The organism is Micromonospora sp. NPDC049301, from assembly GCF_040678715.1.
Classification (GTDB): domain Bacteria; phylum Actinomycetota; class Actinomycetes; order Mycobacteriales; family Micromonosporaceae; genus Micromonospora.
The window spans coordinates 341787-366202 of the sequence record NZ_JBFAQO010000002.1 but is presented as its reverse complement, the minus strand read 5'-3'; the positions used below and the strand labels follow the sequence as shown (position 1 = coordinate 366202).

Genomic DNA, 24416 nt, shown 5'->3' with positions numbered 1-24416 from the left:
AGCTCCGGACATCGCACCTGTGGCGCGGCGGTCTCGGCCGTCGCGCCACACCGGGGTCCGCGAAACGACCTAGACCTGCGGCACCGCGGTCCCTCCGGCTGCCGACTCCTCAGCCTCTGGTTCCCGGGTCGAGTCCGCCGCTGGTTCCTCGGTCGGGTCCGCCGTCGGGTCCTCCGTCGGCTGCACGGTCGATGGCGCGGTCGGTTCCTGGGAGGCGCTTTCCGAGGTGGTGGGGGCCGCAGTGCCGTCGGGTGACGGCGTGGACGGGCCCGCCGGGCTCTCGCCCGCTGGACGGGTGCCCGTCGGGGTGGCGGATCCGGACGCCCGAACCGGCACACCGGCGGAACCGCGGGTCGCCGGCTCACCGCCGCCGCTGCCCGGGCCAGGTCCCCCCGACGTCGGCGCCGTGGACGGCACCGCTGGAGGCACCGGCGGTCGATCGCTCGGGCCCGGCATCATCCCGGTGGGATCGGCGAGCACCAGGACGGCAGCCGCGGCGGCCAACGATCCGAGCAGCACCGCGAGCGTCTTGTGCCCGGGACGAATCCCCCGACCCGCCGCAGCGCCGAGGGCCGACCGCCGGGCGGTCGGGTGCTCGGTCTGCGGCAACGTCGAGGTCGCCCCGGCAGCGGCCCGAACCAGCTGATCGGACGAATCCGCCAGAGCCTGCGCGGCGGCGGCCATGGCGGCGGCCGTCGGGAACCGGTCAGCGGGCTCCTTGGCCATCGCGGTGGCCACCAGCTGCCGCACCTCCGCCGGCACGTCTTCGGGCAGCGGCGGCGGTTCCTCTTCGAGGTGCCGCAGCGCCACCGCGAGGGCGTTCTCACCCTGGTGTGGCGGTGCACCGGCGAGGCAGTGGTAGACGACGGCACCCAGCGCGTAGATGTCGATCGCCGGCGTGGTCTCGTTCCTGGAGACCTGCTCGGGCGCCATGTAGAGAGCGGTGCCGACGACCTGGTTCGTTCCGGTCAGGCTCGCCGCTTCCTCCGTCACGGCAACACCGAAATCAACGAGTACGACGTGCCCGTCGGGCTCGATGATCAAATTGTTGGGCTTGACGTCCCGGTGCACGACGCCAGCGTCATGCGCGGCTTGCAGCGCCCGGGCGGTCTGCGCGGCGACGGACATCGTCTCGGCCACGTCCAGCCGGCCGACCTCGGCGATCCGCTCCGACAGGGACTGCCCCTGCACGCACTCCATCACGATGTACGCGAGGACCGGCGCTCCGGGCTGGGACACCTCGCCGTAGTCGTAGACCTGGGCGACACCCGGGTGACGCAGGGCCGCCATCGCGCGAGCCTCGCGGCGGAACCGTTCGCCGAAGCCGGCGTCGCTGACCAGGCGAGGGTGCAGCATCTTGACGGCCACGCAGCGGTCAAGCGTTTCGTCAACCGCGCGCCACACATCGCCCATACCGCCGCTGGCGATGCTCTCGACCAGGCGGTAACGGTCTCCGACGAATTGCCCCACACTCGGCATGAGGTCCTCGGTACCCCGGACTCGCCGATCCCAAGCACAGAGGCGGCTTCGGCCGGATCGGTCCACCCGTGCGCCACCCCGGCCTACGCTGCCAAGGTACGAGGATCGGGGACATGATGAAACAGGTTCAGCAGGTGGCGGTACTCGGGCTCGGCGGCATGGGTGCGCCGATGGCCGCGAACATCATCCGGGCGGGTCTGCCGACGGTCGCCTGGAACCGCCGCCCGGAGCCCGCCCGCCGCCTCGGTGAGCAGGGCGCGGAGGTGGCGCAGAGCCCGGCCGACGCGGTACGCCGGGCCGACGTGGTGATCACCATGGTGACCGACGCGGACGCGGTCCGGTCCATCGCCACCGACCAGGGCATGCTGGCCGCGATGGCGCAGGGCGCGGTCTGGGCCCAGATGAGCACCATCGGCGTCACTGAAACCGAACGCCTCGCCCGGCTGGTCGCCGCGGAACGCCCCGACGTGGTCATGGTGGACGCCCCGGTCGCGGGCAGCCGCGGCCCGGCGGAGCGCGGCGAGCTCATCGTTCTCGCCTCCGGACCGGAGCAGGTCAGGGACCCGATCGCACCGGTGTTCGACGCGCTCGGAAAACGTACCGTCTGGGTCGGGCCGACCGGCGCGGGTTCCCGCCTGAAGCTGGTCAACAACCTGCTGCTCGCCTTCGTCGCCGAGGGCCTCGCCGACGCGATCGCGCTCGGCGAACGGCTCGGCCTGGATCGCGCGGCGACCCTGGCAGCCCTGAACGGGAGCCCGCTCGTCGCCCCCTGGGCGGCGGAGAAGCTGGAGCGGATCGGCCGCGACGACTACAGCGCGCAGTATCCCCTGGCGCTGGCCCTCAAGGACGTCAACCTGGCGCTGCGCGAGGTGGAGGCCGGTCAGCTCCCCGCCGCCGAAGCTCTGGCCGCGGAGTGGCAGTGGGTGACGGACCAGGGGCTCGGGTCCGAGGATCTGACGGTGGTCACCCGGGCCCTGGCCCGGCTGGGCGAATCGCCCGGCTAGGTCCGAACGCCTCGCCACCCGCCCGGAGAGGTCAGTCTCCGGTGGATCCGGCGGCCTCGACGATCGAGACGGGAGTACCAAGTTCGACGGTACGGGAGACCGTGCACAGTCGTTCGTGCGACTGCTGCAGCGACCGGGGCAGTGCCTCGCGCGCCCGGTCGCCGTCCGCGCCCTCGGGGAAGGTGACGGTGAACTCGACCCTTAGGTTCTGCATCCGGTTTCCTCCGGCCTCGTCCCGGATCTTGTCGCCGGTGACGTCGACGGAGAACCGGGTCGGCTCGGCTCGGCGGCTGGTGATGTGGTCCACGTCCACTGCGGTGCAGCCGCCGATGGCGGCCAGGAGCAGCTCCACCGGAGTGAAGCTGGCGTCCTCGCCCGTGCCCATCGACATCGACCCGCCTCGGACGTTGCGCGCGACGTAGTTGCCCACACTGGTTCGCTCGATCTCCACCGAGCGGAAGGTGTCGTCACTCATGACAGGGAAACTACCGAGACTTCCTGGGCCTTGAGCCACCGACCTGGCCGGCCGACCGGTCCGTCCCCCGTTGGGGAATCAGGCGTCGGCTTCGAGGGCGAACGTGTTGCCGTCCGGGTCCTGGAACCAGGCGATACGTCCACCGCCGGCCCGGGCGGTGATGCCCCTGGCGTCGTGTTCGAGCTGGTCGTAACGGATGAACTCGACGCCGGACGAGACGAGTTCGTCGACGATCTGGTCGATGTCGTCGACGTACCACGTCGCCAGCGTCGCCGGGGTCTTCCCGGCGGTGACCGACTGGTACACGTTCAGCGCCGGCCCGCCACCGGAACCGTAGACGCGGCTGCCGTCGGCGATGGTGGCGCTGGGGCCGGACCGCAGCACCGGCAGGCCCAGTTTGCCCTCGTAGAACGCGACCGCCTGCTGGATGTCGGACACGGCGATCGACGTCCTGAGGTGATAAGCGCTCAACGGCATGAGTCACTCTTGCACACGGGCCTGGGCGGAGGCCGGGGTCACGACGTGACGGCCCGAACGCGACGCCGGGGACCACAGACCCGGCGAGCCGGCCCCGCCGCTGCGGGACGGGGCCGGCTTCACCGATTGCGGGCCCCGCTCAGCTGAGCGTGGCGAGGAGAGCGGTGGCCATGCCCTGCTCGCCCCGGGCGTTCGGGTGGAAGGGCGCGGCCGAGTTCTCTGGCACCAGTCCCTCGACCCACCGCGTACCGCTGCCCTTGCACGCGTCGCGGCCGATCGACGGGGTGTAGACGTCGGCGTAGGTGGCGCCGTTCGCCGACGCGGCGCCGGCCAGCATCGCGTTGAGCGACTTCTCGATGCCGCGCAGGTACGGCACGTCCTGGTAGGCGATCGGGACGACGGGCCAGCAGCCGTAGCCGGTGTCCGGCAGGATCGCCGGGTACCCGAGCACCACGACCCGCGCGCCCGGCGCGGCGCGGCGGACCGCCTGGAGCACGGTGGTCACCTTCGGCGCGGCGGCGGCGATCCGGGCCTGCAACTGGTCCGTGCCTCCGGCGGTGTACCGGTTCTTGCACGGCGATCCGAGCGGGCTGCTGAGACTCGCCTCCGCACATTCGCTGATGATCCCCGAGAAGCCGATGTCGTTGCCGCCGATCTGCACCGTCACCAGTGCCGTGTTCGACGTGACCGCACTGAGCTGCGGCGGCACCTCGATGCCCAGTTGGCCGCTGCCGCCGTAGAGGATGTCGTCCGTGGTGGCGCCGGAGCAGCTCACGTCGGCGAGCGGCGACGAGCCGGCGGTCGCGGCCACCAGCGACGGGTAGTTGCGGTTGGACCGTAGGCAGTTCAGGTCGACCTGGGTGGGGATCAGCGGGCCGGCGGTGTACGAGTCGCCCAGCGCGACGTAGCGGCCGGTGGGCACGGCGGCGCTGGCGGGTGTGGCGACGGTGAGCAGCACGCCGGCGGTGGCCATGGCGAGTGCGGCCAACCGGGTGGCTGCCCGCAGGAGCGGCAGGTGGGGACGGTTCATGACGCCTCCCAGGATCACGGTGGTGGTGCCGAGATCCTGTCCCCGCAAACGTCCGACGTCAATATAGACAGACCTCACTAAATGCTGGTCAGGGGTGTGGGGCGACGCCAACCACCCAGCGGTACGCCGTGGAGTCCGGCCGGCACCGACCGTCGAACCCAGGTCAGCCCTCGCTCGACACGCGTCCTGCGAATTGGCGGATACGCCTGCGGAGCGGCAGATTGTCCGATCGAATGCAATGTCGGCCGACGATATGGAAAGTCGGCCGCCCATGGTCAGTCACATTTCAGCGAGTAGGGCCGGGGTAGGAGCGATTCCTCGGGTCACGATCCGTCCGGAGGGTTGGCCGGCTGCTGCCCCGGCCAGAACGGCCACTCCTCGAACGACCGGCAACGTCCGTCGTCGGCGAATCGCATGATCCACAGGTCGCGGTACTCCTGGTCGACCGGGTCGCCGTAGCGGACCTCCTGGCGCGACACCGCGGTGTCGCCGTCGACCGCGACGATCTCCCACGACATCTGGAACACCTCGTCGGGACCTTTGCGCTGCTTCTCCCACATCCGGCCGATGGCCGGCAGACCGACGACGGGCGTCCAGTACGGCCCCTGCTGGTAGCTCGCATCCTCGGTGAAGAGCGTGACCAGCTCGTCCGTGCCCGGCGTCCGCCACACCCGCTCGTAGGCGACGAGCCAATCGGCGACGTGTTTCCTGTCCATGGACATCCACCCTGCCATCCGGCGGGCGGGCAGGCGGCGGTAACCAACCAGCCGCAGGCAACGCGCTCGTCGACCCAGAGGCCGCCCGCGCGGCAACCCTCTGGTGAGGCATTTCGTCACGGCGTCGGCACCACGAACTGCCGACGCCGTGACGGACTGCCGACCTGGCGGATTCACCGCCGACGACACCTGCCGTGGACTGGCTTCAGTCGTCGCGGCCGGCACCGCGATCGGGTGCGCTCATGTCCCCCGTCGCGGGCGTGCCATCGGCCAGCCCGTAGCGCAGGTACACGGTGCCCTTCGGGTTGGCCACCGGCGGTTCGAGGAGTGTGACGTTCGTGGGCACCGCACCGCCGTCGAACACCTTCTTCCCGACGCCGAGCACGACCGGGTGCACCCAGAGGTCGAGACGGTCGAAGAGCTTCTCACGCAGGAGGGTCTGCACCAGGTTCAGGCTCCCGACGACCTTCACGTGCTCATGCCGGTCACGGATCTCGCGCACCGCGCCGGGCAGATCCGGGCCGAGCTGCGTGGACCCGGCCCACGACAGGTCGGGCCTGCCGCGGGAGGCCACGTACTTCGGGATGCTGTTGAAGAGCGTGGCGATCTCGTTGTCCTGGCCGCCCTCCTGGTGCGGCCAGTAGGCGGCGAAGATGTCATAGGTCCGCCGGCCGAGCAGGAGGGCGTCCGTGCCCTCGTACGCGGCAGCGACCTGCGCCCCAGCGACCTCGTCCAGCAGGGGCGCCTGCCAGCCACCGAACGGGAACCCCACCGGGTCCTCGTCGGGGCCTCCGGGCGCCTGCCCGACGAGGTCGAGGGTTGCGAACAGCTCGATGTGGATGAGGCCCATGCCCTACTCCCAATGACGTGGTTGTCTCGGTCGGGGGGTAGACCCGCGCGCACCGGCAGACTCATCGCCGTCCTGATGCTGACTGCAACACCCATCCAGATCAGGCCGTCTGAAACGAGCCCTCAGGACGCTTCGCGGAGGCGCAGGTCGGCCAGCCACACCCCGGCCAGGTCGCTGAGCGCGACGCCGAGGACCTCACTGAGGCAGACCACGGTGCCGAACGCGGGTGCCGGGAGCCGGCCCACCTCGATCTTGCGCAGCGTCTCCGGCGAGATGCCGGCCGCCAGGGCCACCTCGACGAGGCTTCGGCCACCTCGCGCGACCCGGAGCGCCGCTCCGAGACGTTGCCCCGCTGCGATCTGTGCAGGTGTGAGCGGTGGGCGAACCATGTCAGCAGGATAGATCCGCCGTCTCCGGGCGGCAAAGCCAACTCGCGGGGCGCCCCGAACAGCGTGGTATAAATATACCGCTACGGAGAGGGAAGGGCTGATCGTGATCGAACTTAAATCCCCCCAGGAGATCGATCGGATGGCCGTGACCGGCCAGTTCGTCGGCGAGCTGCTGGCGGAGCTGCGGGACATCGCGGCCGTCGGGGTCAACCTGATGGACCTCGAGCACCACGCCCGCCGCCGGATCAAGGAGCGCGGCGCCGAGTCCTGCTACTGGGACTACACACCGTCGTTCGGCCGCGGCCCCTTCCGCAACGTCCTGTGCCTCTCGGTCAACGACGCCGTGCTGCACGGCCTGCCGCACGACTACGCCCTGCGCGACGGCGACCTCCTGAGCATCGACATGGCGGTCGGGATCGACGGCTGGGTCGCCGACTCCGCCCTGTCCGTCGTCGTCGGCGCCCCCACCCCGGACGACCTGAAGCTGATCGAGGCTACCGAGGTCGCGCTGAAGGCTGGAATCGACGCCGCGCAACCGGGCAACCAGCTCGGCGACATCTCCGCCGCCATCGGCGAGGTCGCCCGCCGCTACGGCTACCAGGTCAACAACGAATTCGGCGGGCACGGCATCGGCCGCACCATGCACGAGGCTCCACACGTGCCCAACAACGGCCGCCCCGGCCGGGGCATGAAGCTCAAGCCCGGCCTGACGCTCGCGATCGAGCCGTGGTTCTGCCGCAGCACCGACAAGATCAAATTTGCTGAGGACGGGTGGACGATCCGGTCCGCGGACGGCTCGCGGACAGCCCACTCCGAGCACACCGTCGCGATCACCAAGGCCGGCCCCCGGGTACTGACCCACCGCCCCGGGCACGCCGCGAGGGCGGGCAACCACACCGGACAGGCGACGGCGACGTCCTGAAGAGCGTCGCTTCGGGGGCCGGCAGCCCGCAGTTCACCCGCAGCCCGTCTCCTCGATCGCCTGCTCGGCAGCGCGGCGTACGTCGTCGAGGAGGATCTGCATGTCGCGTCGGGTGGTGCGGTAGTTGAGCACACAGCCGCGCAGCGCGAAGCGGCCGTTGATGGTCGCGTTCGACAGGTACGAGCTGCCGGCCTGCTGCAGGAGCACCATTATTCGTTCGTTGAGGCGGTCGAGGTGCTCCTCACCGGTCGGTGACCGCGAGCCGGCCTGTGCGTCCGGGGGCAGGTATCGGAAGCAGAAGATGGAGAGCTCGACCGGGGCGAGCAGCTCGAAGTCCGCGCTGCCGTCGACGAGTTCGGCCAGGTGACGGGCACAGTCGAGGTTGCTCTCGATCGCATCGCGGACAGTTCGCGAACCGGCGTGTGCCAGCGTCATCCAGACCTTGAGCGCTCGGAATCGCCGGGACAGGTCAGGGCCGTAGTCCCAGAAGGCGAAGGCCTCGGCCGGTTCGGTTTGCGTGACCCGGGTGTAGTCGGCGTCCAGGCTGAAGGCGGGCCGCGCCGCCTCGGGGTCGCGGTAGATGAGGCAGCCGCAGTCTGCGGGCAGGTAGAGCCATTTGTGCGGGTCGAGGGAGATCGAGTCGGCCTCCGACAAGCCGTCGAAGAGCGCGTGGGCCGAGGGCGCGAGCCGCGCGAAGCCGCCGTAGCACGCGTCGACGTGCATCCACAGCCCGTACTCCCGGGCGACCACCGCGATGTCGGCGAGCGGGTCGACCGCGCCGGTGACGACGGTGCCGGCGTTCGCCACCACACAGAACGGTTCCGCCCCGGCGGCCCGGTCTTCCTCGATGGCACGGACGAGGGCGTTGACGTCCAGTCGGAACCGGACGTCCACCGGAATCTCGCGGACGTTGGCCCGACCGATGCCGAGCAACGCCGCAGCCTTGTGGATCGAGTGGTGGGTTTCGGTGGAGGCGTAGACGCGCAGCGGCGCCGGGTGGGCGGCCATGCCGTGGGTGGCGACCGTGTCGCCGCAGTGGCGGTGTCGGGCGGCGGCGAGCGCGGTGAGGTTGGCCATCGAGCCGCCACTCATGAACAGGCCTCCGGCACCCGGATCGCAGCCGAGAGCCTCCTTGATCCAGTCGATGGCCACGTGCTCCAGCTCGACGGGAGCCGGTGCCGACCGCCACGCGGGGAGGTTCGCGTTCAGCGCCGACGCGAGGAGGTCGGCCACCGCGGCGACGGCGGTACCCGGCGCCGAGACGTACCCGAAGAAGCGGGGATGCCCGTTGTGCCGGCTGCCGGGCACGACCACGTCACGGAAGACCTCCAGCAGGTCGGCGAAGTCACGGCCCTCGACGGGCAGCGGCTCGGCGAGTAGCTCCTTGAGCGCGGCAGCGGAGGTTCGCGGGCTGATCGGCAGGTCCCGGAGCGAGTCGTGGTAGTCGGCGATCCACTCGACGGCGCGGCCACCCATGTCCCGGATCTGCTGCGCGGACGGGTCCAGGGCGGAGTCGACGCCGTGCCCATCGGGTGCGAGCGAAGTCATGACCCGGAGGATAGTTGGATCATGTTCTGGCGTTCGCCCCGCAGGGTTGCTGCACTTTGCTGTACTGCTGGCGTCAGACGAGGCGTTGGATTCTGACCTTCGGCTGCTCGTTCCTGAGGTGGCCTTGCTTGTGCTGGCGGACCTGTTCGTTCCAGACCTCCTGGTCGTAGTCGGGGTCCGGCGGAATCCACCGGTGTGTGCCGTCGCTGTAGTGGAACTTCTCGTCCCCGGGCCGCAGGATGCTCACCGCAGCCAGCCGAGGAAGCGTTGGTGCAGCACCCCCGCCGGCACCCAGGTCAGGTCTTCGGAGGCGCGCGCCAGTTGGGCACCCAGGTAGAGAGCCAGGGATATCGGAGCGCCGTCGAACTCCGCACGCAGCTCGCGCTGTCGGGTACGGCAGGGCCAGGGCGCGTCGCAGCCGCCGCAGCTCCAGATCGGCAGCACCGGGCCGTGCGTGGTCATGCGCGGCCGCCGAGCAGCGCCGCCGTCAGCGACCGCGCCTACCGGCTGGTCGCTCATTGCTCCTCCTGGGCGGGCCAGTGCTTACGGTTGATCGGGATGCGGTGTCGGTTACGGCAGGGCAGGTCGACCCGACAGCGACAGACCCACGCCCACTTGCGCCACGACCAGGCCGGGCGGTGTCGCCGCGCCAGGGTGATCGCGACGGCGATCAGGTACTGGTCGTAGGGAACTCGTCGCCATGGTGATGTTCTGTCCCGCATCACTGCCTCCCTCCGCCGGGCAGCGCTCCATAACCGACCCCGAACCACGGGACCGGATCTGGAACGTTCGGTAACTGCGACGCTACGATCACGGGGACGGCGGTTGGACTCACTCGTAGTACGAGTGAGCAGGCAAAATGCCCTTCCGCGGCGTTGGTTTCGCGGCGGGAACGTCGACCACCGGTCAATGTAGGGATGACGGATGGCAGGTCGCGGACGATCGGCACTACAGCGCGGCGGGGTGACCGGCTACCTGTTCAAGCTGATCCGGGAGTCCATCCCGCTGACGCAGGAGCAGCTCGCCGTGGGCCTGGGCGTCGACCGCGTGACCGTACAGAGCTGGGAATCCGGGCGGCGACCATTCACCGCGGTACCGCTCGGGCACGCGGTCTCCGTCCGGCACCGGCTCAGACAGCTCGGCGCGAACGCAGTCCTGCTTGCCGCACTCGACGACGCTGCGGAGGCAGACTTCATCCTCGCCGCAGTCCTCGACGAACAGGTGGACCGCTGCGACATCGCCGAGCAGCCGCTGGGCTGGTCCGTACTTACCCACCGCCTGACCGACCTGATCCTCTGGGCCGTCCTCGGACGGACACCCACCTTCGCCAGAGGGCTACCCATCGCCCACCCGCGGCGAGGTCCGGTCGCGTCCGGGCCGACCGTGGCCGTTGACGAACAACGCACGTTCTTCGCTCACCTTCATGTGCTCGCCGAACGCGCAGCCGCAGGTCGGGATCCATACGTACTGCTGCACCGGCAAGCCTGCTTCCTCGCCGGCATGGACCCCACCAAGGCGGCGGCAGGATGGCTCACCCGGAGCACAACCCGCGCCGGCCGGATGACTACCTTCCAAACCTGGTCAACGCTGTGGCCGGACGCCCGCTCCGTCGTCACGTCCCTCGCCAACCAGGGCGACCCGGACCCTTTGCGGGACTTCATCGCCCACGCACACCCGGACGACGCCTGCGAACGAGCAGCGCTCAACTACTCGGCCTACTGGGTGGGCGAGATCCCTTACCGCCACCGCGACGACTCCTTCATGCCCGGGACGATCACGGACTGGCACGGCTCGATCCTTCTTCGGCACCTGGTCCAGCGCCTGGACCCAGGACACCCCTTCGCCGACCTCAACATCCACAACGTCTGGGCTCTGCTGGCCGCGCGACGCGGTCTCGCTCTCGACAACCCCGCCGCGACTCGGTCACTCCTCGACCGCAGTGTCCCCCTCCTGGACAGTGACCGGATCTCCGCGCAGTCGCGGCAGGAACTAACCTCAATCGTCTATAGCCTGCGGGCGGACGGATTCACCGGCACAGGGACGGGCAGATGAGCGACCAGGACGCAGCCGGAGCGATGAGCTTCGTCTTCGAGGCCGGCGTACTCAAACGCGCCGCCCGCACCGGCTGGTGGTTCGCCGGCGTCAAGCACCCCGAGTCCATCGCCGATCACTCTTTCCGCACGGCTCTCATCGGAATGATGCTCGCCGCCATGGAAGGCGCCGACCCGGCCCGGGTGTCGATGCTCTGCGTCCTGCACGACACCCAGGAAACCCGGATCACCGACATCCCGCATATCGCCAAGCGCTACCTCACCGCCGTACCCAACACCACCGTCACCGCCGACCAGGTCGCCGCGTGCCCACCGGCCGTCGCCGACGTCATCACCGCCGCCGTTGCCGAGTACGAAGCCGGCGAGACACCAGAAGCGATCGTCGCCCGCGACGCCGACAAGTTGGAATGCCTCGTACAAGCGGTTGAGTACCGCCATCAGGGCATCGACAACGTCCAGCGCTGGATCGACAGCTCACGAGCGGCGCTGAGAACCGCGAGCGCCAACCGCCTCGCCGACGCCGCCCTCAGCGGACAACCCCTCGCCTGGCTCACTCCTCCCCCACCGCCGGTTTGAGCCCCATTGCACTTAGCGTCGGCAATGGTTCGTTCTCTGCCTGAGTTTGAGTGCCCGGACGGACGCTGGCGGCCCCGGCGGTGGTCTGCTCGGCTCGTCCCGGGTCGTCGGCGGTGGGATGGCCCCACCGCAACCTTCCTCGAATCCGCCCGTGCCGACGAGGACTCGCTCTACGCCACCTACGCCCTGGTCCTCGTCACCAGCCTTCGCAAGGGCGAGGCCCTCGGACTGACGTGGAAGAATGTCGACCTCGATGCCGGAGAGCTGACCATCGGCCGCCAGCTCCAACGCGTACGCGGGCAGCTCCTGCACCGCGACACCAAGACCCAGGCATCCGACGCCACACTCCCCCTGCCCGACATCTGCCTGACGGCGCTCAAGCTGCGGAGCGAACAACGCGACGAGGCACGAGCAGCCGCCGGAAAGGCGTGGCACGAGAACGGCCTCGCATTCCCCACCATCTATGGAATGCAGATCGGAGAGCCCCAGCCAGCGTACCGGCGGTCGGCGATGTGATGGAGCCGCTTCGGTCGCGCGCTCGGTCTGCGGTCTGCGGTCTGCGGTCTGTTCGCACCACGACGGTGTTGAGTAGGTGGGATCGGGGCGCCGATGAGAAATGGCGCCGACAGCAGTCTATGTACGGTCCGGTGAACGCGCTGCGCGCATCAAGGGGAGCAACCAGATGAGACCACTTCGATACTCGATCAACGTCACACTCGACGGCTGCGTCCATCACGAGGCAGGGCTCGCTCCCGACGAGGAGTCGATGGGCTTCTGGAGCACTGAGATGGAACGAGCCGATGCCCTGCTATTCGGCCGGGTGACCTACGAGATGATGGAGTCGGCGTGGCGGCGGCCGGCCACGGGCACGTGGCCTGACTGGATGGGTGAGTTGGAGATCCCGTTCGCCGAGACCATCGACCGGGCGAAGAAGTACGTCGTGTCGAGCACGCTGAGCGAGGCCGATTGGAATGCCGAGCTGGTGCGAGACGACTTGGGGCAGGCGGTTCAGCGGCTCAAGCAGGAGCCCGGCGAGGGCCTGTTCGTGGGTGGCGTGACGCTCCCCCTGGCGTTGGCAGATCTGGGACTGATCGACGAGTACGCGTTCCTTGTGCAGCCGGTCCTCGCCGGACACGGGCCGACGTTGCTCGCCGGTCTGCGCGAGCGCATCCAGCTCGAGCTCGTGGATCGCCAGGAGTTCAAGTCGGGGGCGGTCGCCGTGCGATACCGGCCCACACGAGTAACGACTTGAGGTGATTGCCTGGCACTTTGGCCGCTGCCTCACGACGGAACGACGGTTCTCGCGCCTGACGCGAGGGTTCGGACCGTCCCAGAAGTCACGGACGACCACGGAGACTCGACGGTGGCTGCTTGCTGCTCACGGACAAACCCGCACCGTCACCGCAGACCAGAACGGATCTCCTGCTGGAGTACTAGGGGGTCCGGCTCTCGCGGTTCGGGTTGGTGAGAGCATCCCACTCCTCACCACTGGAGATCGTCTGCCCGTACGGCAGGTAGAACGGTCGCCGCGGCGGGTCGGCCACCGTAAACGGCTTGAACTCCGGATCCGCGATCACCCGGTAGACGAACTCGGCCGTCGACATGTCGAGTTGGTGCCACGGCTCGATGCCGTCCCACCGCGCGACCACAGGCCACCGATCGGGCTCCATAGAGCGGTCCGCCAGCCAGTAGTACTCCCCTTCGGTCTGATCACTGCCCCATTGGATCAGCCCCGTCTCCTTGTCGGGCTCGTACATCTCGTAGGGGGCCCACAACCGCGCGAAGTCAGGCTCACTTGGCCACTGCCGAGAATAGGCCCACGCCCGAAACAGCGGTTGTGCGTGATCGTCGGTCGGCCGGAAGAGGTCCAGGTAGGCGTAGAACGCCCCCGGAACGAACCGGCGGCACAGTTCCTTGAAGTCCGTCGGCAGCGGAACGCCCAGCTGGGCTTCCACCTGCTCCCAGCCGACACCGTCCTCAGGCTCCTGGCGCCATCCGGTCACGTCGATGATCCGGTCGATCCACGTCAGCTGATCAGTCACGGCCGGCAAGGTAACAGCACAGCCGGACATCCCATCGCCTTGTCGTCACCCTTTCGCTGCCCGTTGCTGTACAAAGCTGCTGTACGACAGCAGAAAGGCCACCTCCCATGACTGGGAAGTGGCCTTTGACCTGCGTGGGCGATACTGGGATCGAACCAGTGACCTCTTCGGTGTGAACGAAGCGCTCTCCCGCTGAGCTAATCGCCCTCAGCGCCGCTGACTCTACCCGATCGTGGAACCAGACCGGAAATCCGGGGTCAGTGCGTCGCGAGGTACTGCATCACTTTGGCGACCACGTCGATGCCGAGGCTGAACTTGAGCGACAGCCACACCACCACGGCCACGAAGACCAGGCCGACGGAGCCGAGCACGATTCGCACGGGCAGTGACTGTCGCTTCACCCACTGCGTCCAGCCGTGCACGTGACGGCGGGTGAAGCCGAGCAGCCGGCGGGCCCAGTGGTACTCGACGGCCCAGATGCCCAGTCCGGCGATGACCAGGAGCCAGCCCGGCCCGGGTAGCGGGATGAGGGCGATGCCGATGGTCACGACCAGCGCGCCGGCGATCGCAATGAAGATCTTGAGGGTGATCCGCCCGGTGGGGTTGGCCCGGATCAGGTCGAGGGTGGTGGAGACGCGCTCCCGCCAGCGGGGGCGCCGTGGCGGGTCCGCTGCCACGAGGACCCCGCCGGCGCGGTCGGCCCCTCCTTCGGCGGCGCGATCCGCGCCACCGCCGCCAGATCGGCCCGCGTCCGTGGCACCGGGGCGACCGCGGTCGGACGCCGGCCGTCCGGGCCGCTCGGGCTGCTCCATCGGCACTGCGTACCCCCGCTTTTCGGCTGCTCGGACCCCGACGTTCGACCGACCGGACGCCGCCGCCCGATCCACTGAGGATCGTTTCGTGACCATTTCACCCCCCAGTGTCGCTCGGGCCCGTCACTGCAACGGTCGACTGGACGTTACCGGAGTAAGTCGACGACTGAACCACCCGATGCCGGGCGGGATCACGCACTGGGCAGAACCGGAAATCCTACATGAATCCTCACATTCACGAGGCCTTTCCGTCCCCCTTCCCACCACTGGGTGAAGTCAGCGTATGGCGGAGCGTAGCCAGGAGTAGCACCTGAGTATGGGAAAAGCGGGACACGCGCGTTCCGCAGCGGTGCCGGGGGGAGAACGTCCATGAGTGTCATTCGACCGACGACCGTAGAGGTCGAGACGTCGCTAAGGCTCGTCGCACCTGACGCCACCGCATTGCCGGTGCGTGCCAGTCTGCGTTACGACCCTGCTGACCCGTATGCGGTCCATGTCCTGTTCCATGCCGAATCGGCCGGTGGCGAGGCGGTGAGCTGGTCCTTCGCCCGCGAACTGCTGGTCACCGGCCTCGACGAACCGGCCGGCATCGGCGATGTGCGGGTCTGGCCCTGGGCCACCCCGCGCGGCGACTTCGTCGCGCTGGCCCTGTCGTCACCGGACGGCAACGCCCTCTTCGAGGTGCCGCGCAGCGTCCTGGTGCGATTCCTTCGACGGACCTACGTCGTCGTCCCGCGCGGCCGGGAGGCCGAGCACCTGGACGTCGACACGGCGGTGAACCGGCTGCTCGCCGGTCGCTGACCACCGCCCGAACGGGCAACACCGGCCATCACGGGGCCGCGCGGATCTGCCGACCGCGCGGCTCCGGCACACCCGGGGGTACGCGGGCCCGCCCGCCCCGGGTCGGTCGGTGCTCAGCCGTGCGTGGTGATGCCGCCGTCGACCGGGATGACCGCGCCGGTGAGGTACGCGCCGGCCCGGGAGGAGAGGTAGATGGCCGTGCCGGCCATGTCCTCCGGGCGCCCGATGCGGCCCAGCGGCACCTGCTGCTCGATGCTGGCCCGGCTCGCCGGGTCGTTCAGCGCGAACGCCATCATCTTGCTCTCGAACGGGCCGGGGGCGATCGCGTTGACGGTGATCTGCTCACCGGCCAGCTGGTGGGCCAGGCTGCGGGTGAGCATGTGCACGGCCGCCTTGGTGGCCGAGTACGCGTACACCTCCATCCACGGCACCCGGATGCCGTCGATCGACCCGATGTTGATCACGCGGGCCGGGTCGTCGGCGCTGGCGGCGGCGCGCAGCGCCGGCAGCAGTGCGGTGGTCAGCCGGAAGACGGCCTTGACGTTGACCGCCCAGAGCTTGTCGAACGCGGCCTCCGGGTAGTCCTCCAGAGGCGCGCCCCAGGTCGCGCCGGCGTTGTTGACCAGCACGTCGAGGCGGGGGAAGCGCTCCCGGACGGCGGCGGCCAGCGACTCGGCGCCGGCGTCGGCGCCCAGGTCGGCGGGGATCGCCTCGCAGCGTCCCTCGGCGGAGAGGTCCTTGGCGACCGCCTCGCAGACGTCCGCCTTGCGGGACGAGATGATCACGTGGGCGCCGGCCCGGACGAAGCCCTGGGTGATCATCAGGCCGATCCCCCGCGACCCGCCGGTGACCAGAACCGTCTTGCCTTCGACCGAGAACAGCTGCGTCATGCCCATCCCATCGCGAGTCGGCGGGGTCCGCCGGTCCGGTGGGGCGGCCGGCGGGGCGCCGGGCGGACCGGGGACCGGACGGCGCTACCGCCGGGTAACGTAGCCCGGCCGCCATGATCGGGACAAGCCCGCACCGGCGCGCCGGTGCGGGCGCCGGCGGCGATCGGTGGAAGGGCCAGCGCGCGGGCACCGCCGGTCGGGATGCGGTGACCTGCGGTTCGGGCTACCGTCGCAGGCGATGGTCTCCACCGGTCCCCTTCCTACGGCAATGATCGGAACGGCGCCACCCGTCCCCGATGAGATAGCCACGTTCGCGCTGGCCGACCTGGCCCGCGACCGGGGCTGGCGCCGACCGGTGTTCGTCGAGCGGGAGCTGCTGATCCTCACCACCCGTGGGCACGGCGACGCCGAGCTGGATTTCCGCCTGCTGCCGTGCCGGCCCGGCACGCTGCTGCGGGTCCGCGCCGGCCAGGTGCTGCGCTGCGCCGGCCCGCAGATCGACGCCACCGTCGTCGGCTGGGACTCCGGGGCGCTGCGCGGTCTGGACGTCGACCCGGACGCGCCGCCGACCTGGCGGCAACTGGCCGGCGAGGACGAGGACGCCGTGATCAGCGAGGTGAGCCAGCTGGCGGTGGACTGCCAGCGGCACCGGGACAGCCCCGCCGGCCGTGCGCTGCTCCGCCACCAGCTCGCCGTGCTGCTCCTGCGGCTGGCCCTGCCCGACGGGGACCGGTCGGCGGGCCGGCCCGAAATGGAGACGTTCCACCGGTTCTGCCGCGAGGTGGAGCACGGCTACCAGCACACCCGGCGGGTGGAGGACTACGCCGCCGCGCTCGGCTGCTCGGTGCGGACCCTGACCCGGGCCTGCCTGGCCGTCACCGGGCGCAGCGCCAAGCAGGTCATCGACGAGCGGGTCGCGTTGCAGGCCGGGCGGCTGCTCGCCGCGACCGACGAGCCGATCGCACAGATCGGCCGGGAGCTGGGCTTCTCCGAACCCACCAACTTCGGCCGCTTCTTCACCCGGGAGGTCGGGCTCAGCCCTGGCGCGTTCCGGGCCGCACGGGACCAGCCGGCCACCGCCCGGGTGGTCCGGCCCCGCCCACCGGCCGAGACGACGAACGCCAACGCCGGCCGGTTCCGTCCCGGCACCCCCGGGGAACCGGCCAACGGCGGTCTCGCCGCCCGACCCGGGTAGCCCGCCGGGCCAGGTGGCGGCGCGAGCCGGGCATGATGGCAGGGTGCAGATCTCCGCGCGCGGCGACTACGCGGTACGGGCGGCGCTGAGCCTGGCCACCGCGTACCCCTCGCTGCTGTCCACCCAGGCCATCGCCGCGGAGCAGGACATGCCCCGCAAGTTCCTGGAGGCGGTCCTGGCCGACCTGCGCCGGGCCGGCATCGTCCGTGCCCAGCGCGGCGCCGAGGGTGGCTACACGCTCGCCCGGCCGCCGCGCGAGGTGACCGTCGGCGCGGTGCTGCGCGCGGTGGAGGGTCCACTGGCCGGGGTGCGCGGCCTGCGCCCGGAGGAGACCCGGTACGAGGGCGCGGCGGAGAACCTGCCCGGCCTCTGGGTGGCGGTCCGCGCCGCGGTCCGTCGGGTGGTCGACGAGGTGAGCCTCGCCGAGATCGTCAGCGGTCGGCTGCCGGCCCACGTCCGCAAGCTCACCGCTCTGCCCGACGCCTGGGAGCCCCGCTGATGCCCACCCCCACCCTGCACACCGACCTCCTGCTGCTGGAGCCCTACCAGCCGGCCGACGCCGATGATTTCGTCGCGCTGCTCGCCGACCCCGAGGTGGGCCGGTTCATGGGCGACGGGCCGATGACGGTGTCCGACGCCGCCGACCTGTTCGGGCGGGTGTTCAGCCGGGTGTACGCCGACGACCTCTTCGACGTGTGGGCGGTCCGCCGGGACGGCCGCTACGTCGGGCACGCCGAGATCAAGCGGACCGACGACGTCGAGGGCCACGAACTCGTGTACGCCCTGGCCCAGCCGGCGTGGGGCGGTGGCCTGGGCACTGAGCTGGCCACCGCGCTGGTCCGGTACGGCTTCGACCGCCTCGACCTGCCCCGGGTGTACGCCACGGTCGCCGACGCCAACCACGCCTCGCTGGGTCTGCTGGCCAAGCTCGGCTTCGTCCACCAGCAGGACGTGACCGAGGAGGACGGCACCGTCACCCGGGTCCTCGCGCTGGACCGGGACGCCTGAGCCCGGTCGGGTCACAGCGTCCGGATCACCTCCGTCGCGTCCAGCCGGGGCAGCCGCTCCCGCCAGGCGTCCGGGCCGGGGTGGCCCACGTTCATCAGCAGCAGCGCCTCGTGCCGCCCGTCGGGGAAGAACTCCCGGGTCACGCCGACGGCGTCGAACCCGGCCATCGGGCCGGCCGCCAGCCCCGCCGCGCGTACGCCCACCAGCAGGTAGCCGATCTGGAGGGCCGCGTTGAACCGGGCCTGCTCGGCCCGGGCCGCCCGATCGGCGAGCCAGTCGCGGGCCTGCGGACGGTGCGGGTACAGCTCGGGCAGTCGCTCGTGGAAGTCCACATCGGCGGCGAGCACCGCCACCAGCGGCGCGGTGGCCGTCTTCGCCCGGTTGCCGGACGAGACGTACGGCAGCAGCCGTGCCCGGGCCGCCCCGGAGCGGAGCAGCAGCACCCGCAGCGGCTGCCCGTTGTACGCGGTGGGGCCGTACCGGATCAGGTCGTGGATGGCCGCGACCTGGGCGTCGGTGACCGGCTCGTCGGTGAACGTGTCCGCCGTGCGGGCCGCCCGGAACAGCAGGTCCTGGGCGGCCCGGTCCAACGCGAGCAGCTCGCGCACGGCCAGCTCGCTCACGCCGGCACTCCGCTTCGCTGCGTGCCGGCGCGAGGCGCCACGCTGCTGTACCCCATGGTTCGCTCGCTGCGCTCGCTCACGCCGACACCGGCGGGACGGCCGTGGTGTAGCCGCCCCGGTGGTGCACCAGCGGCGCGCCGTCGCCGCCGTCGCCCAGCGCCAGCGGTTCGGCGATCACCAGCGTGTGGTCGCCGGCCGGCACCCGGTGCACCACCCGGCAGAGCAGTCGGGCCAGCACTCCGGTCAGCAGCGGCACCCCGAACGGCCCGGACGTCCAGTCCGGGTACGCGGCGAACCGGTCGATGCCGCTGGTGGCGAAGACCGTCGCGGCCTCCCGCTGCCCCGCGGCCAGCAGGTGGACGGCGACGTGCTCGGCGCGGGCCAGCACCGGCCAGCTCGACGAGGCCACCCCGAGGCAGAACGAGACCAGCGGCGGGTGCAGCGACACCGAGGTGAACGAGGTGGCGGTGAACCCGGCCCGCAGCGGCGCGCCGATCCCGCCCAGGCAGGCCGGATCGGTGCTCCGGGCCACCGCGGTGACCACGGTGACGCTGGTGGCCTGCCGACGCAGCAGCGAGCGGAACAGGCCCGGGTCCACCGGCCGCAGCTCGGCCGCATCCGTCGGTGGACGCTCCACGGTGGTCACGCCGGCACCAGCGTCGACCCGGCGTACGTGCTGGCCGGGCGGGGCAGGCCGTAGTGTTCACGCAGGGTCCGGCCGGTGTACTCGGTGCGGAACAGGCCGCGGGCGCGCAGCACCGGTACCACGTGGTCGACGAAGTCGGCCAGGCCGCCGGGCAGGTGCGGCGGCATGATGTTGAAGCCGTCGGCGGCGCCCTGGGTGAACCACAGCTCGATCTGGTCGGCGATCTGCTCGGGGGTGCCGGCGAGCACCCGGTGGCCACGGCCGCCGCCGAGCCGACCGATCAGCTGCCGGATGGTGAGCCGTTCCCGGCGGGCCAGCTCGGTGACGAGCTGGTAGCGGCTCTGGTGGGCCTGCACCGTGCCGGCGTCCGGCAGCTCGGGCAGCGGCCCGTCCAGCGGCAGGCGGGTCAGGTCGATGCCGAGCATGCCGGAGAGCTGGGCGAGGGCGTAGTCGGGGACGATCAGCTCCTCCAGCTCGGCGGCGAGCGCCTGCGCCTCCGCCTCGGTGCCGCCGATCACCGGCGCGATGCCGGGCAGGACCTTCACCAGGTCGGGGTCGCGGCCCACGGTGGTGACCTGTCGGCGCAGCTCGGCGTAGAAGCGCTGGCCGTCGGCGAGGGTCTGCTGGGCGGTGAACACCGCTTCGGCGTACCGGGCGGCGAACGCGATTCCGTCCGGCGACGAGCCGGCCTGCACCAGGAGTGGCCGACCCTGCGGCGGGCGGGGGATGTTCAGTGGGCCGCGGACCTGGAACTCCGGCCCGCGGTGCGCCACCTCGTGCACCCGGTCGGTCTCGGCGAACACCCCGGACGCGGTGTCGAAGACCAGCGCGTCGTCCTCCCAGCTGTCCCAGAGCTTGATCGCGACGTCGACGAACTCGGCCGCGCGCCGGTACCGGTCGGCATGCCCGGGGTGGCTGTCGCGGTTGAAGTTGACCGCCTCCCGTTCCTGGGCGGAGGTGACGATGTTCCAGCCGGCCCGGCCGCCGCTGAGGTAGTCCAGCGACGCGAACTTGCGGGCGGTGTGGAACGGCTCGTTGTAGGTGGTGGAGACCGTCGCGATGAGACCGATGTGCTCGGTCACCGCGGCCAGCGAGGCGAGCAGGGTCAGCGGCTCGAAGACGGCCTGGATGTTGTGCCGGGGGTTGGGCCCGACCGAGAGCCCGTCGGCGAGGAAGAGCGAGTCGAGGGTGCCGCGCTCGGCGATCCGGGCCAGCTCCTGGAAGTGCCGCACGTCGGTGACCCGGCGAGGGTCGGTGCGGGGGTGCCGCCAGGCGGCCTCGTGGTGGCCGACGCCCATCAGGAACGCGTTGAGGTGCAGGGTACGAGTCATTGTTATCAGTCCTATCCGGCGGAGACGTCGACGCGCCAGGTGGAGAAGCGCCGTTCCAGGGCGACGAGGAGCTGGTTGACGACCAGGCCGATGGCGGAGATCGTGATGATCCCGGAGTACATGTCGGCGATCGCGAAGTTGTACTGCGCGTAGTTGATGAGGTAGCCGAGGCCGGCCTTCGCGCCGACCATCTCGGCGGCGACCAGCACCAGGATCGAGTACGCCCCGGCCAGCCGGACTCCGGTGAAGATGGTCGGCACGGCGGCCGGCAGGATCACCTTCTGGAAGAGCCGCAGGTGGTTGAGCCCCATCGAGCGGGCCGAACGGATCAGCAGCGGGTCGACGCCCTTCACCCCGGCGATGGTGTTCAGCAGGATCGGCCAGGAGCACGCGTACAGCACCAGGGCGATCTTGGAGGTCTCCCCCAGGCCGAGGATCAGCACGAAGACCGGCAGCAGGGCGAGCGCGGCGGTGTTGCGGAACACCTCCAGCAGCGGGCTGAGCAGCTCGGCGAGCGGCCGGTACCAGCCGATCAGCAGCCCGAGCGGGATGGCGGTGAGCACGGCCAGGCCGAGCCCGGCCAGCGACCGGGTCAGGCTCGCGCCGACGTGCTCGGCGAGCTGCCCGCTGCGCAGCAGCTCCCACCAGGCCACCAGCACCTCGGACAGCGGGGGGAGGAAGACCCGGTCCACCAGCCCGAGCCGGGGTGCGCCCTCCCAGACCGCGGCCAGCGCGGCGATCGCGACGGTGCGGTGCAGCACCTTCGCGCCGACGCCGAGCAGCCGACCGGCCAGGCCGGGGCCGGCGGGGCCGGCCGCCGCGCCGGGCACGGCGGGTGGGGGCGCCAGCCGGGTGGGACGTTCGGCGATGTCAACCAACGCGGGCCTCCTCGGTGCGGGCCGCCGCCGGCGTCGCGCGCCGCGCGTCGGCTCCGGCCACTACGGGGGTACGACCACCGGCTGCTCCGGTGTGGGCGGTGCGGCTGCCGCCGGTGGCGCCTTCGGCGGCCTGTGCGGCGCGTACCTCGTCGCGCAGCAGCGTCCAGATCTGGTGGCGGTGGTGGCGGAACGCGTCGGTGGAGCGGACGTCCTCGACGGCGTCCCGGTCGCCCAGGTCGATGTCGATGACCTGCTTGACCCGTCCGGGCCGCGACGTCAGCACCGCCACCCGCTGGCCGAGGTGCACGGCCTCGTCGATGCCGTGGGTGATGAACACGATGGTCTTGCCGGTGCGGGCCCAGATCCGCACCAGCTCGTCCTGTAGCGAGTCGCGGGTCTGGGCGTCCAGCGCGGCGAACGGCTCGTCCATCAGCAGCACGTCCGGGTCGTACGCGAGGCTGCGGGCGATGGCCACCCGCTGCTTCATCCCGCCGGACAGCTCGTGCGGGTAGCGGTCGGCGAAGCCGCGCAGGCCCACCAGGTCCAGGTGGTAGTCGATGAGGTCGGCGCGCTCCGCCCGGGGCACCCCCTTGGCCTCCAGCCCGAACGCGACGTTGCCGGCGGCGGTGCGCCAGGGCAGCAGGGCGTACTGCTGGAAGACGATGCCCCGGTCCAGGCCGGGGCCGGTGACCGGTCGGCCGTCGACGAGCACCTGGCCGCCGGTCGGCTCGGTGAGCCCGCCGAGCAGGTCGAGGAGGGTGGACTTGCCGCAGCCGCTGGGGCCGACGACGACCAGGAACTCGCCGGGGCGTACCCCGAGGGTCACCTCGTGCAGCGCGGTGACCGCGCCGGCGGCGCCGCGCCGGGTGGCGCGGACCGGGAAGGTCTTGCTCACCCGGTCGAAGAGGATCTTGTCGGTGCTCACGCGCCGCCCCCGTCCACGTAGGGGTTGAACCGGTTGGTGTAGATGTCGGAGGGTTTCGGCCGGTCGCCCTTGAGCTCGCCCTCGGCGGCGAGCCAGTCGATCCAGGTGGCGAACTCCTGGTCGTTGATCACGCCGCCGCGACCGGCGACGCCGCTGCTCTTCCAGTACGCGACGAGCGCCGGGTCCTCGTTGCGGCCACGCTTGGCGATGATGTCGCGCATCCGGGCGACCACGGTCTCCCGGGGCTGGGTGCGGGCCCACTCGATGGCCTTGCCGACGCCGGTGACGAAGGCCTTGACGGTCTCGGGGTTGCGCTTGATGAAGTCGTCGCGGAAGACGTACGTGCCGCCGCTGAACGCGCCGAGCAGCTCGTAGTCGGTGAAGATGGTGCGGATGCCACCGTCGGCGGCCGCCTTGTCCCGGATCACCCCGCCGAGCACCGCGACGTCGATCTGCTTCTGCCGCAGCGACTGCTCGGTGTTGACCGGCGGCAGGGCGACCAGCTCGACCTGCTTGATCTCGGCGGGGGTGAGGCCGCCGCGGGCGAGCCACGTCTTGAGCACGGCCTCGGCGTGCGCGCCGAGGGTGTTCATGCCGACCTTCCTGCCGATCAGGTCGCGGGGGCCGCGGATCGGGCTGTCGTCGAGCACGTAGTAACCCTGGAAGGACTGCGCGTCGGAGCCGTAGTAGCTGACGACGGCGGTGATCGGGGCGTTGGCGGCGGCGAGCTTGACGATGGCGCCGTTGAACGCGCCGCCGAAGTCGCTCTGCCCGGTGGCGGTGGCCTGGATGTCCTGCGGGCCGCCGGTGACGTTGCCGATCCAGTTGAGTCGGACGTCGCCGAGGTAGCCGAGGTCGGCTGCCAGTTCGGGGAGGGTGACCTGGCCGACCGAGCCCTGGTAGCGCAGCTCGGTGGCCTGTCCGGCGCCGGCCTCGGCGTCGCCGCCGCAGCCGGCGGTGCCGGTGAGCAGAGCCAGCGCGGTGACGGTGGCGAGGGTACGCAGGACGGCACGACGGGGTGGGGACATGAGGAGTCTCCTGGTGTGTCCACGATGGGAGTACGGGACGCCCGGTGGGGGGCGCGGAAGGCACGCTGCTCCGCGATGAGCGCGGGCGGTGGGAGATGCGGCGATGGAGCCGAACCGGGTGGACCGGTCAGCTCAACAGAGCGCGCTCGCGTGCCGGACCAGGTCGACGTGCACGCGAGCGGTGAGGAAGAGCTCGTCCCGCTGCGACATGACCCCATGCTGCCGGGGGCGAGATGCGCCGGTCAACGCTCTTCCAGAAGGTGAGATCTGTGTCGCCGACCATGTTACGAGCGGTCACGAGCAGCGTTTACCGCCGCGCAACACCTATCTGGTGGGTAGAGATTACGACGCCGCGCCGAGCGACCGTCCACGCCGGACGTCGAGGGGGTTTCGGAAGTCAGCGGTTCGGGAATGTTCGATCTCGACACGGTAGGGAACGGTGACGAGGGGAGTCCTCCGATGGGCCTCATGTTTCGCAAGCGCAAGAAGATCGGCCCGATCATCCTGAACTTCACCGAGAACGGCTTCTCCTCGTGGAGCATCAAGATCGGGCGCTGGTCCTGGAACTCCAAGGCCCGGGCGCACCGGGTCGACCTGCCGGGTCCGCTGTCCTGGAAGCAGGACAAGTCCCGGTCGTAGCGTCCCGGGGGTCGAGCGGGGTGCCGGTGCTCCACCGGCACCCCGCTCGGCGTCCGTGGGCCGGTGACGCCGGCCGGCGCG

The 24416-nt window shown here is 70.8% G+C and carries 31 protein-coding genes and 1 tRNA gene; 11 read left to right on the top strand and 21 right to left on the bottom strand.

Annotated elements, in window-relative coordinates; genetic code table 11:
• Positions 1-69 precede the first annotated feature (69 nt).
• Positions 70-1479 carry a protein kinase gene (locus AB0K07_RS07910; protein ID WP_363751853.1) on the bottom strand — a complete coding sequence of 470 codons (1410 nt, stop codon included), beginning with the start codon at positions 1477-1479 and terminating at the stop codon, positions 70-72.
• Between the two features lie 113 nt (positions 1480-1592).
• On the opposite strand from AB0K07_RS07910, the gene AB0K07_RS07905 reads away from it, so the two are divergent.
• Complete coding sequence (locus tag AB0K07_RS07905; RefSeq protein ID WP_363751852.1) at positions 1593-2483, top strand: NAD(P)-dependent oxidoreductase; 891 nt, start codon at positions 1593-1595, stop codon at positions 2481-2483.
• 31 nt (positions 2484-2514) lie between these two features.
• Here the strand turns inward: AB0K07_RS07905 and AB0K07_RS07900 are convergent, their stop codons facing one another.
• From AB0K07_RS07900 to AB0K07_RS07875, 6 genes are all read right to left on the bottom strand, one after another.
• Positions 2515-2958, bottom strand: coding sequence for an OsmC family protein (locus AB0K07_RS07900; RefSeq protein ID WP_363751851.1), 444 nt, complete (start codon positions 2956-2958; stop codon positions 2515-2517).
• Positions 2959-3036: 78 nt separating this feature from the next.
• On the bottom strand, positions 3037-3396 hold the full coding sequence (locus tag AB0K07_RS07895) for a VOC family protein (RefSeq protein WP_363751850.1): 360 nt from the start codon (positions 3394-3396) through the stop codon (positions 3037-3039).
• 178 nt (positions 3397-3574) lie between these two features.
• On the bottom strand, positions 3575-4465 hold the full coding sequence (locus AB0K07_RS07890; RefSeq protein ID WP_363751848.1) for an SGNH/GDSL hydrolase family protein: 891 nt from the start codon (positions 4463-4465) through the stop codon (positions 3575-3577).
• 323 nt (positions 4466-4788) lie between these two features.
• Positions 4789-5181, bottom strand: coding sequence for a nuclear transport factor 2 family protein (locus AB0K07_RS07885; RefSeq protein ID WP_363751846.1), 393 nt, complete (start codon positions 5179-5181; stop codon positions 4789-4791).
• A 205-nt stretch (positions 5182-5386) separates the two neighbouring features.
• A complete protein-coding gene (locus AB0K07_RS07880; protein WP_363751844.1) occupies positions 5387-6031 on the bottom strand; it encodes a dihydrofolate reductase family protein in 645 nt (214 codons plus the stop codon).
• Positions 6032-6153: 122 nt separating this feature from the next.
• Complete coding sequence (locus AB0K07_RS07875; RefSeq protein WP_363751843.1) at positions 6154-6420, bottom strand: helix-turn-helix transcriptional regulator; 267 nt, start codon at positions 6418-6420, stop codon at positions 6154-6156.
• 103 nt (positions 6421-6523) lie between these two features.
• Between AB0K07_RS07875 and map the strand changes: the two genes are divergently transcribed.
• Complete coding sequence (gene map, locus AB0K07_RS07870) at positions 6524-7342, top strand: type I methionyl aminopeptidase (RefSeq protein WP_363751842.1); 819 nt, start codon at positions 6524-6526, stop codon at positions 7340-7342.
• A 33-nt stretch (positions 7343-7375) separates the two neighbouring features.
• On the opposite strand, the gene AB0K07_RS07865 is transcribed toward map, so the two are convergent.
• The 3 genes from AB0K07_RS07865 to AB0K07_RS07855 all read right to left on the bottom strand — a co-directional run bounded on the left by AB0K07_RS07865 (position 7376) and on the right by AB0K07_RS07855 (position 9352).
• Complete coding sequence (locus AB0K07_RS07865) at positions 7376-8890, bottom strand: aminotransferase class I/II-fold pyridoxal phosphate-dependent enzyme (protein WP_363751841.1); 1515 nt, start codon at positions 8888-8890, stop codon at positions 7376-7378.
• Positions 8891-8963: 73 nt separating this feature from the next.
• Positions 8964-9137 (bottom strand): hypothetical protein, encoded by a 174-nt coding sequence (locus AB0K07_RS07860; protein WP_363751840.1) that lies wholly within the window; start codon positions 9135-9137, stop codon positions 8964-8966.
• Positions 9134-9352 carry a hypothetical protein gene (locus AB0K07_RS07855; RefSeq protein WP_363752778.1) on the bottom strand — a complete coding sequence of 73 codons (219 nt, stop codon included), beginning with the start codon at positions 9350-9352 and terminating at the stop codon, positions 9134-9136. Before AB0K07_RS07855 ends, AB0K07_RS07860 begins: the two co-directional genes overlap by 4 nt.
• A 462-nt stretch (positions 9353-9814) precedes the next feature.
• Here AB0K07_RS07855 and AB0K07_RS07850 point away from each other — a divergent pair, with 462 nt between their 5' ends.
• The 4 genes from AB0K07_RS07850 (at position 9815) to AB0K07_RS07835 (ending at position 12769) form a co-directional block, all read left to right on the top strand.
• Positions 9815-10942, top strand: a complete 1128-nt coding sequence (locus AB0K07_RS07850) for a helix-turn-helix transcriptional regulator (RefSeq protein WP_363751839.1) — start codon at positions 9815-9817, stop codon at positions 10940-10942.
• Positions 10939-11517 carry an HD domain-containing protein gene (locus tag AB0K07_RS07845; protein ID WP_363751838.1) on the top strand — a complete coding sequence of 193 codons (579 nt, stop codon included), beginning with the start codon at positions 10939-10941 and terminating at the stop codon, positions 11515-11517. Before AB0K07_RS07850 ends, AB0K07_RS07845 begins: the two co-directional genes overlap by 4 nt.
• A gap of 24 nt (positions 11518-11541) precedes the next feature.
• Positions 11542-12033 (top strand): hypothetical protein, encoded by a 492-nt coding sequence (locus AB0K07_RS07840; RefSeq protein ID WP_363751837.1) that lies wholly within the window; start codon positions 11542-11544, stop codon positions 12031-12033.
• A 166-nt stretch (positions 12034-12199) separates the two neighbouring features.
• Positions 12200-12769 (top strand): dihydrofolate reductase family protein, encoded by a 570-nt coding sequence (locus tag AB0K07_RS07835; protein ID WP_363751836.1) that lies wholly within the window; start codon positions 12200-12202, stop codon positions 12767-12769.
• Between the two features lie 181 nt (positions 12770-12950).
• Here the strand turns inward: AB0K07_RS07835 and AB0K07_RS07830 are convergent, their stop codons facing one another.
• The 3 genes from AB0K07_RS07830 to AB0K07_RS07820 form a co-directional block, all read right to left on the bottom strand.
• On the bottom strand, positions 12951-13559 hold the full coding sequence (locus tag AB0K07_RS07830; RefSeq protein WP_363751834.1) for a hypothetical protein: 609 nt from the start codon (positions 13557-13559) through the stop codon (positions 12951-12953).
• A 135-nt stretch (positions 13560-13694) separates the two neighbouring features.
• Positions 13695-13766 (bottom strand) — tRNA-Val (locus AB0K07_RS07825).
• Positions 13767-13816: 50 nt separating this feature from the next.
• A complete protein-coding gene (locus tag AB0K07_RS07820; RefSeq protein ID WP_363751833.1) occupies positions 13817-14467 on the bottom strand; it encodes a TIGR02611 family protein in 651 nt (216 codons plus the stop codon).
• A gap of 273 nt (positions 14468-14740) precedes the next feature.
• Between AB0K07_RS07820 and AB0K07_RS07815 the strand changes: the two genes are divergently transcribed.
• A complete protein-coding gene (locus AB0K07_RS07815) occupies positions 14741-15172 on the top strand; it encodes an SsgA family sporulation/cell division regulator (RefSeq protein WP_007457244.1) in 432 nt (143 codons plus the stop codon).
• Between the two features lie 113 nt (positions 15173-15285).
• Here the strand turns inward: AB0K07_RS07815 and AB0K07_RS07810 are convergent, their stop codons facing one another.
• Positions 15286-16062: a glucose 1-dehydrogenase gene (locus AB0K07_RS07810; protein ID WP_363751832.1), complete on the bottom strand. Its 777-nt coding sequence runs from the start codon at positions 16060-16062 to the stop codon at positions 15286-15288.
• A 268-nt stretch (positions 16063-16330) separates the two neighbouring features.
• On the opposite strand from AB0K07_RS07810, the gene AB0K07_RS07805 reads away from it, so the two are divergent.
• From AB0K07_RS07805 to AB0K07_RS07795, 3 genes are read left to right on the top strand one after another with little or no spacing between them, the layout of a single operon-like run.
• On the top strand, positions 16331-17257 hold the full coding sequence (locus AB0K07_RS07805; protein WP_363751831.1) for an AraC family transcriptional regulator: 927 nt from the start codon (positions 16331-16333) through the stop codon (positions 17255-17257).
• 43 nt (positions 17258-17300) lie between these two features.
• A complete protein-coding gene (locus tag AB0K07_RS07800) occupies positions 17301-17756 on the top strand; it encodes an Rrf2 family transcriptional regulator (RefSeq protein ID WP_007457237.1) in 456 nt (151 codons plus the stop codon).
• On the top strand, positions 17756-18265 hold the full coding sequence (locus tag AB0K07_RS07795; RefSeq protein ID WP_363751830.1) for a GNAT family N-acetyltransferase: 510 nt from the start codon (positions 17756-17758) through the stop codon (positions 18263-18265). The genes AB0K07_RS07800 and AB0K07_RS07795 overlap by 1 nt, the downstream gene beginning before the upstream one ends.
• An 11-nt stretch (positions 18266-18276) precedes the next feature.
• Here AB0K07_RS07795 and AB0K07_RS07790 read toward each other — a convergent pair whose 3' ends face one another.
• The 7 genes from AB0K07_RS07790 to AB0K07_RS07760 all read right to left on the bottom strand — a co-directional run bounded on the left by AB0K07_RS07790 (position 18277) and on the right by AB0K07_RS07760 (position 23906).
• Entirely contained in the window at positions 18277-18888 is a 612-nt protein-coding gene (locus AB0K07_RS07790) for a malonic semialdehyde reductase (protein ID WP_363751828.1), read from the bottom strand.
• A 76-nt stretch (positions 18889-18964) separates the two neighbouring features.
• Positions 18965-19534, bottom strand: coding sequence for a flavin reductase family protein (locus AB0K07_RS07785; RefSeq protein WP_363751826.1), 570 nt, complete (start codon positions 19532-19534; stop codon positions 18965-18967).
• Complete coding sequence (locus AB0K07_RS07780; protein WP_363751824.1) at positions 19531-20865, bottom strand: LLM class flavin-dependent oxidoreductase; 1335 nt, start codon at positions 20863-20865, stop codon at positions 19531-19533. Before AB0K07_RS07780 ends, AB0K07_RS07785 begins: the two co-directional genes overlap by 4 nt.
• Before the next feature lie 11 nt (positions 20866-20876).
• Entirely contained in the window at positions 20877-21743 is an 867-nt protein-coding gene (locus AB0K07_RS07775; protein WP_363751822.1) for an ABC transporter permease, read from the bottom strand.
• The gene (locus tag AB0K07_RS07770) at positions 21736-22668 is read right to left on the bottom strand and encodes an ABC transporter ATP-binding protein (RefSeq protein ID WP_363751821.1); all 933 of its coding nucleotides are present in this window, start codon (positions 22666-22668) and stop codon (positions 21736-21738) included. The genes AB0K07_RS07775 and AB0K07_RS07770 overlap by 8 nt, the downstream gene beginning before the upstream one ends.
• A complete protein-coding gene (locus AB0K07_RS07765; protein WP_363751820.1) occupies positions 22665-23696 on the bottom strand; it encodes an ABC transporter substrate-binding protein in 1032 nt (343 codons plus the stop codon). The genes AB0K07_RS07770 and AB0K07_RS07765 overlap by 4 nt, the downstream gene beginning before the upstream one ends.
• A gap of 132 nt (positions 23697-23828) precedes the next feature.
• Positions 23829-23906 carry a putative leader peptide gene (locus AB0K07_RS07760; RefSeq protein ID WP_354993610.1) on the bottom strand — a complete coding sequence of 26 codons (78 nt, stop codon included), beginning with the start codon at positions 23904-23906 and terminating at the stop codon, positions 23829-23831.
• A gap of 249 nt (positions 23907-24155) precedes the next feature.
• Here AB0K07_RS07760 and AB0K07_RS07755 point away from each other — a divergent pair, with 249 nt between their 5' ends.
• On the top strand, positions 24156-24335 hold the full coding sequence (locus AB0K07_RS07755; RefSeq protein WP_121656932.1) for a DUF4236 domain-containing protein: 180 nt from the start codon (positions 24156-24158) through the stop codon (positions 24333-24335).
• The last annotated feature ends 81 nt before the right edge of the window (positions 24336-24416 follow it).

Bases quoted from the DNA above. Each gene is read 5' to 3' on its own strand.
- AB0K07_RS07900 (WP_363751851.1), bottom strand. From the start codon at position 2,958: ATGAGTGACGACACCTTCCGCTCGGTGGAGATCGAGCGAACCAGTGTG.
- AB0K07_RS07780 (WP_363751824.1), bottom strand. From the start codon at position 20,865: ATGACTCGTACCCTGCACCTCAACGCGTTCCTGATGGGCGTCGGCCAC.
- AB0K07_RS07905 (WP_363751852.1), top strand. From the start codon at position 1,593: ATGATGAAACAGGTTCAGCAGGTGGCGGTACTCGGGCTCGGCGGCATG.
- AB0K07_RS07840 (WP_363751837.1), top strand. From the start codon at position 11,542: ATGGTTCGTTCTCTGCCTGAGTTTGAGTGCCCGGACGGACGCTGGCGG.
- AB0K07_RS07880 (WP_363751844.1), bottom strand. From the start codon at position 6,031: ATGGGCCTCATCCACATCGAGCTGTTCGCAACCCTCGACCTCGTCGGG.
- AB0K07_RS07760 (WP_354993610.1), bottom strand. From the start codon at position 23,906: ATGTCGCAGCGGGACGAGCTCTTCCTCACCGCTCGCGTGCACGTCGAC.
- AB0K07_RS07910 (WP_363751853.1), bottom strand. From the start codon at position 1,479: ATGCCGAGTGTGGGGCAATTCGTCGGAGACCGTTACCGCCTGGTCGAG.
- AB0K07_RS07810 (WP_363751832.1), bottom strand. From the start codon at position 16,062: ATGACGCAGCTGTTCTCGGTCGAAGGCAAGACGGTTCTGGTCACCGGC.
- AB0K07_RS07875 (WP_363751843.1), bottom strand. From the start codon at position 6,420: ATGGTTCGCCCACCGCTCACACCTGCACAGATCGCAGCGGGGCAACGT.
- AB0K07_RS07805 (WP_363751831.1), top strand. From the start codon at position 16,331: ATGATCGGAACGGCGCCACCCGTCCCCGATGAGATAGCCACGTTCGCG.
- AB0K07_RS07820 (WP_363751833.1), bottom strand. From the start codon at position 14,467: ATGGTCACGAAACGATCCTCAGTGGATCGGGCGGCGGCGTCCGGTCGG.
- AB0K07_RS07885 (WP_363751846.1), bottom strand. From the start codon at position 5,181: ATGGACAGGAAACACGTCGCCGATTGGCTCGTCGCCTACGAGCGGGTG.
- AB0K07_RS07855 (WP_363752778.1), bottom strand. From the start codon at position 9,352: ATGACCACGCACGGCCCGGTGCTGCCGATCTGGAGCTGCGGCGGCTGC.
- AB0K07_RS07765 (WP_363751820.1), bottom strand. From the start codon at position 23,696: ATGTCCCCACCCCGTCGTGCCGTCCTGCGTACCCTCGCCACCGTCACC.
- AB0K07_RS07815 (WP_007457244.1), top strand. From the start codon at position 14,741: ATGAGTGTCATTCGACCGACGACCGTAGAGGTCGAGACGTCGCTAAGG.
- AB0K07_RS07835 (WP_363751836.1), top strand. From the start codon at position 12,200: ATGAGACCACTTCGATACTCGATCAACGTCACACTCGACGGCTGCGTC.
- AB0K07_RS07795 (WP_363751830.1), top strand. From the start codon at position 17,756: ATGCCCACCCCCACCCTGCACACCGACCTCCTGCTGCTGGAGCCCTAC.
- AB0K07_RS07850 (WP_363751839.1), top strand. From the start codon at position 9,815: ATGGCAGGTCGCGGACGATCGGCACTACAGCGCGGCGGGGTGACCGGC.
- AB0K07_RS07890 (WP_363751848.1), bottom strand. From the start codon at position 4,465: ATGAACCGTCCCCACCTGCCGCTCCTGCGGGCAGCCACCCGGTTGGCC.
- AB0K07_RS07845 (WP_363751838.1), top strand. From the start codon at position 10,939: ATGAGCGACCAGGACGCAGCCGGAGCGATGAGCTTCGTCTTCGAGGCC.
- AB0K07_RS07755 (WP_121656932.1), top strand. From the start codon at position 24,156: ATGGGCCTCATGTTTCGCAAGCGCAAGAAGATCGGCCCGATCATCCTG.
- AB0K07_RS07865 (WP_363751841.1), bottom strand. From the start codon at position 8,890: ATGACTTCGCTCGCACCCGATGGGCACGGCGTCGACTCCGCCCTGGAC.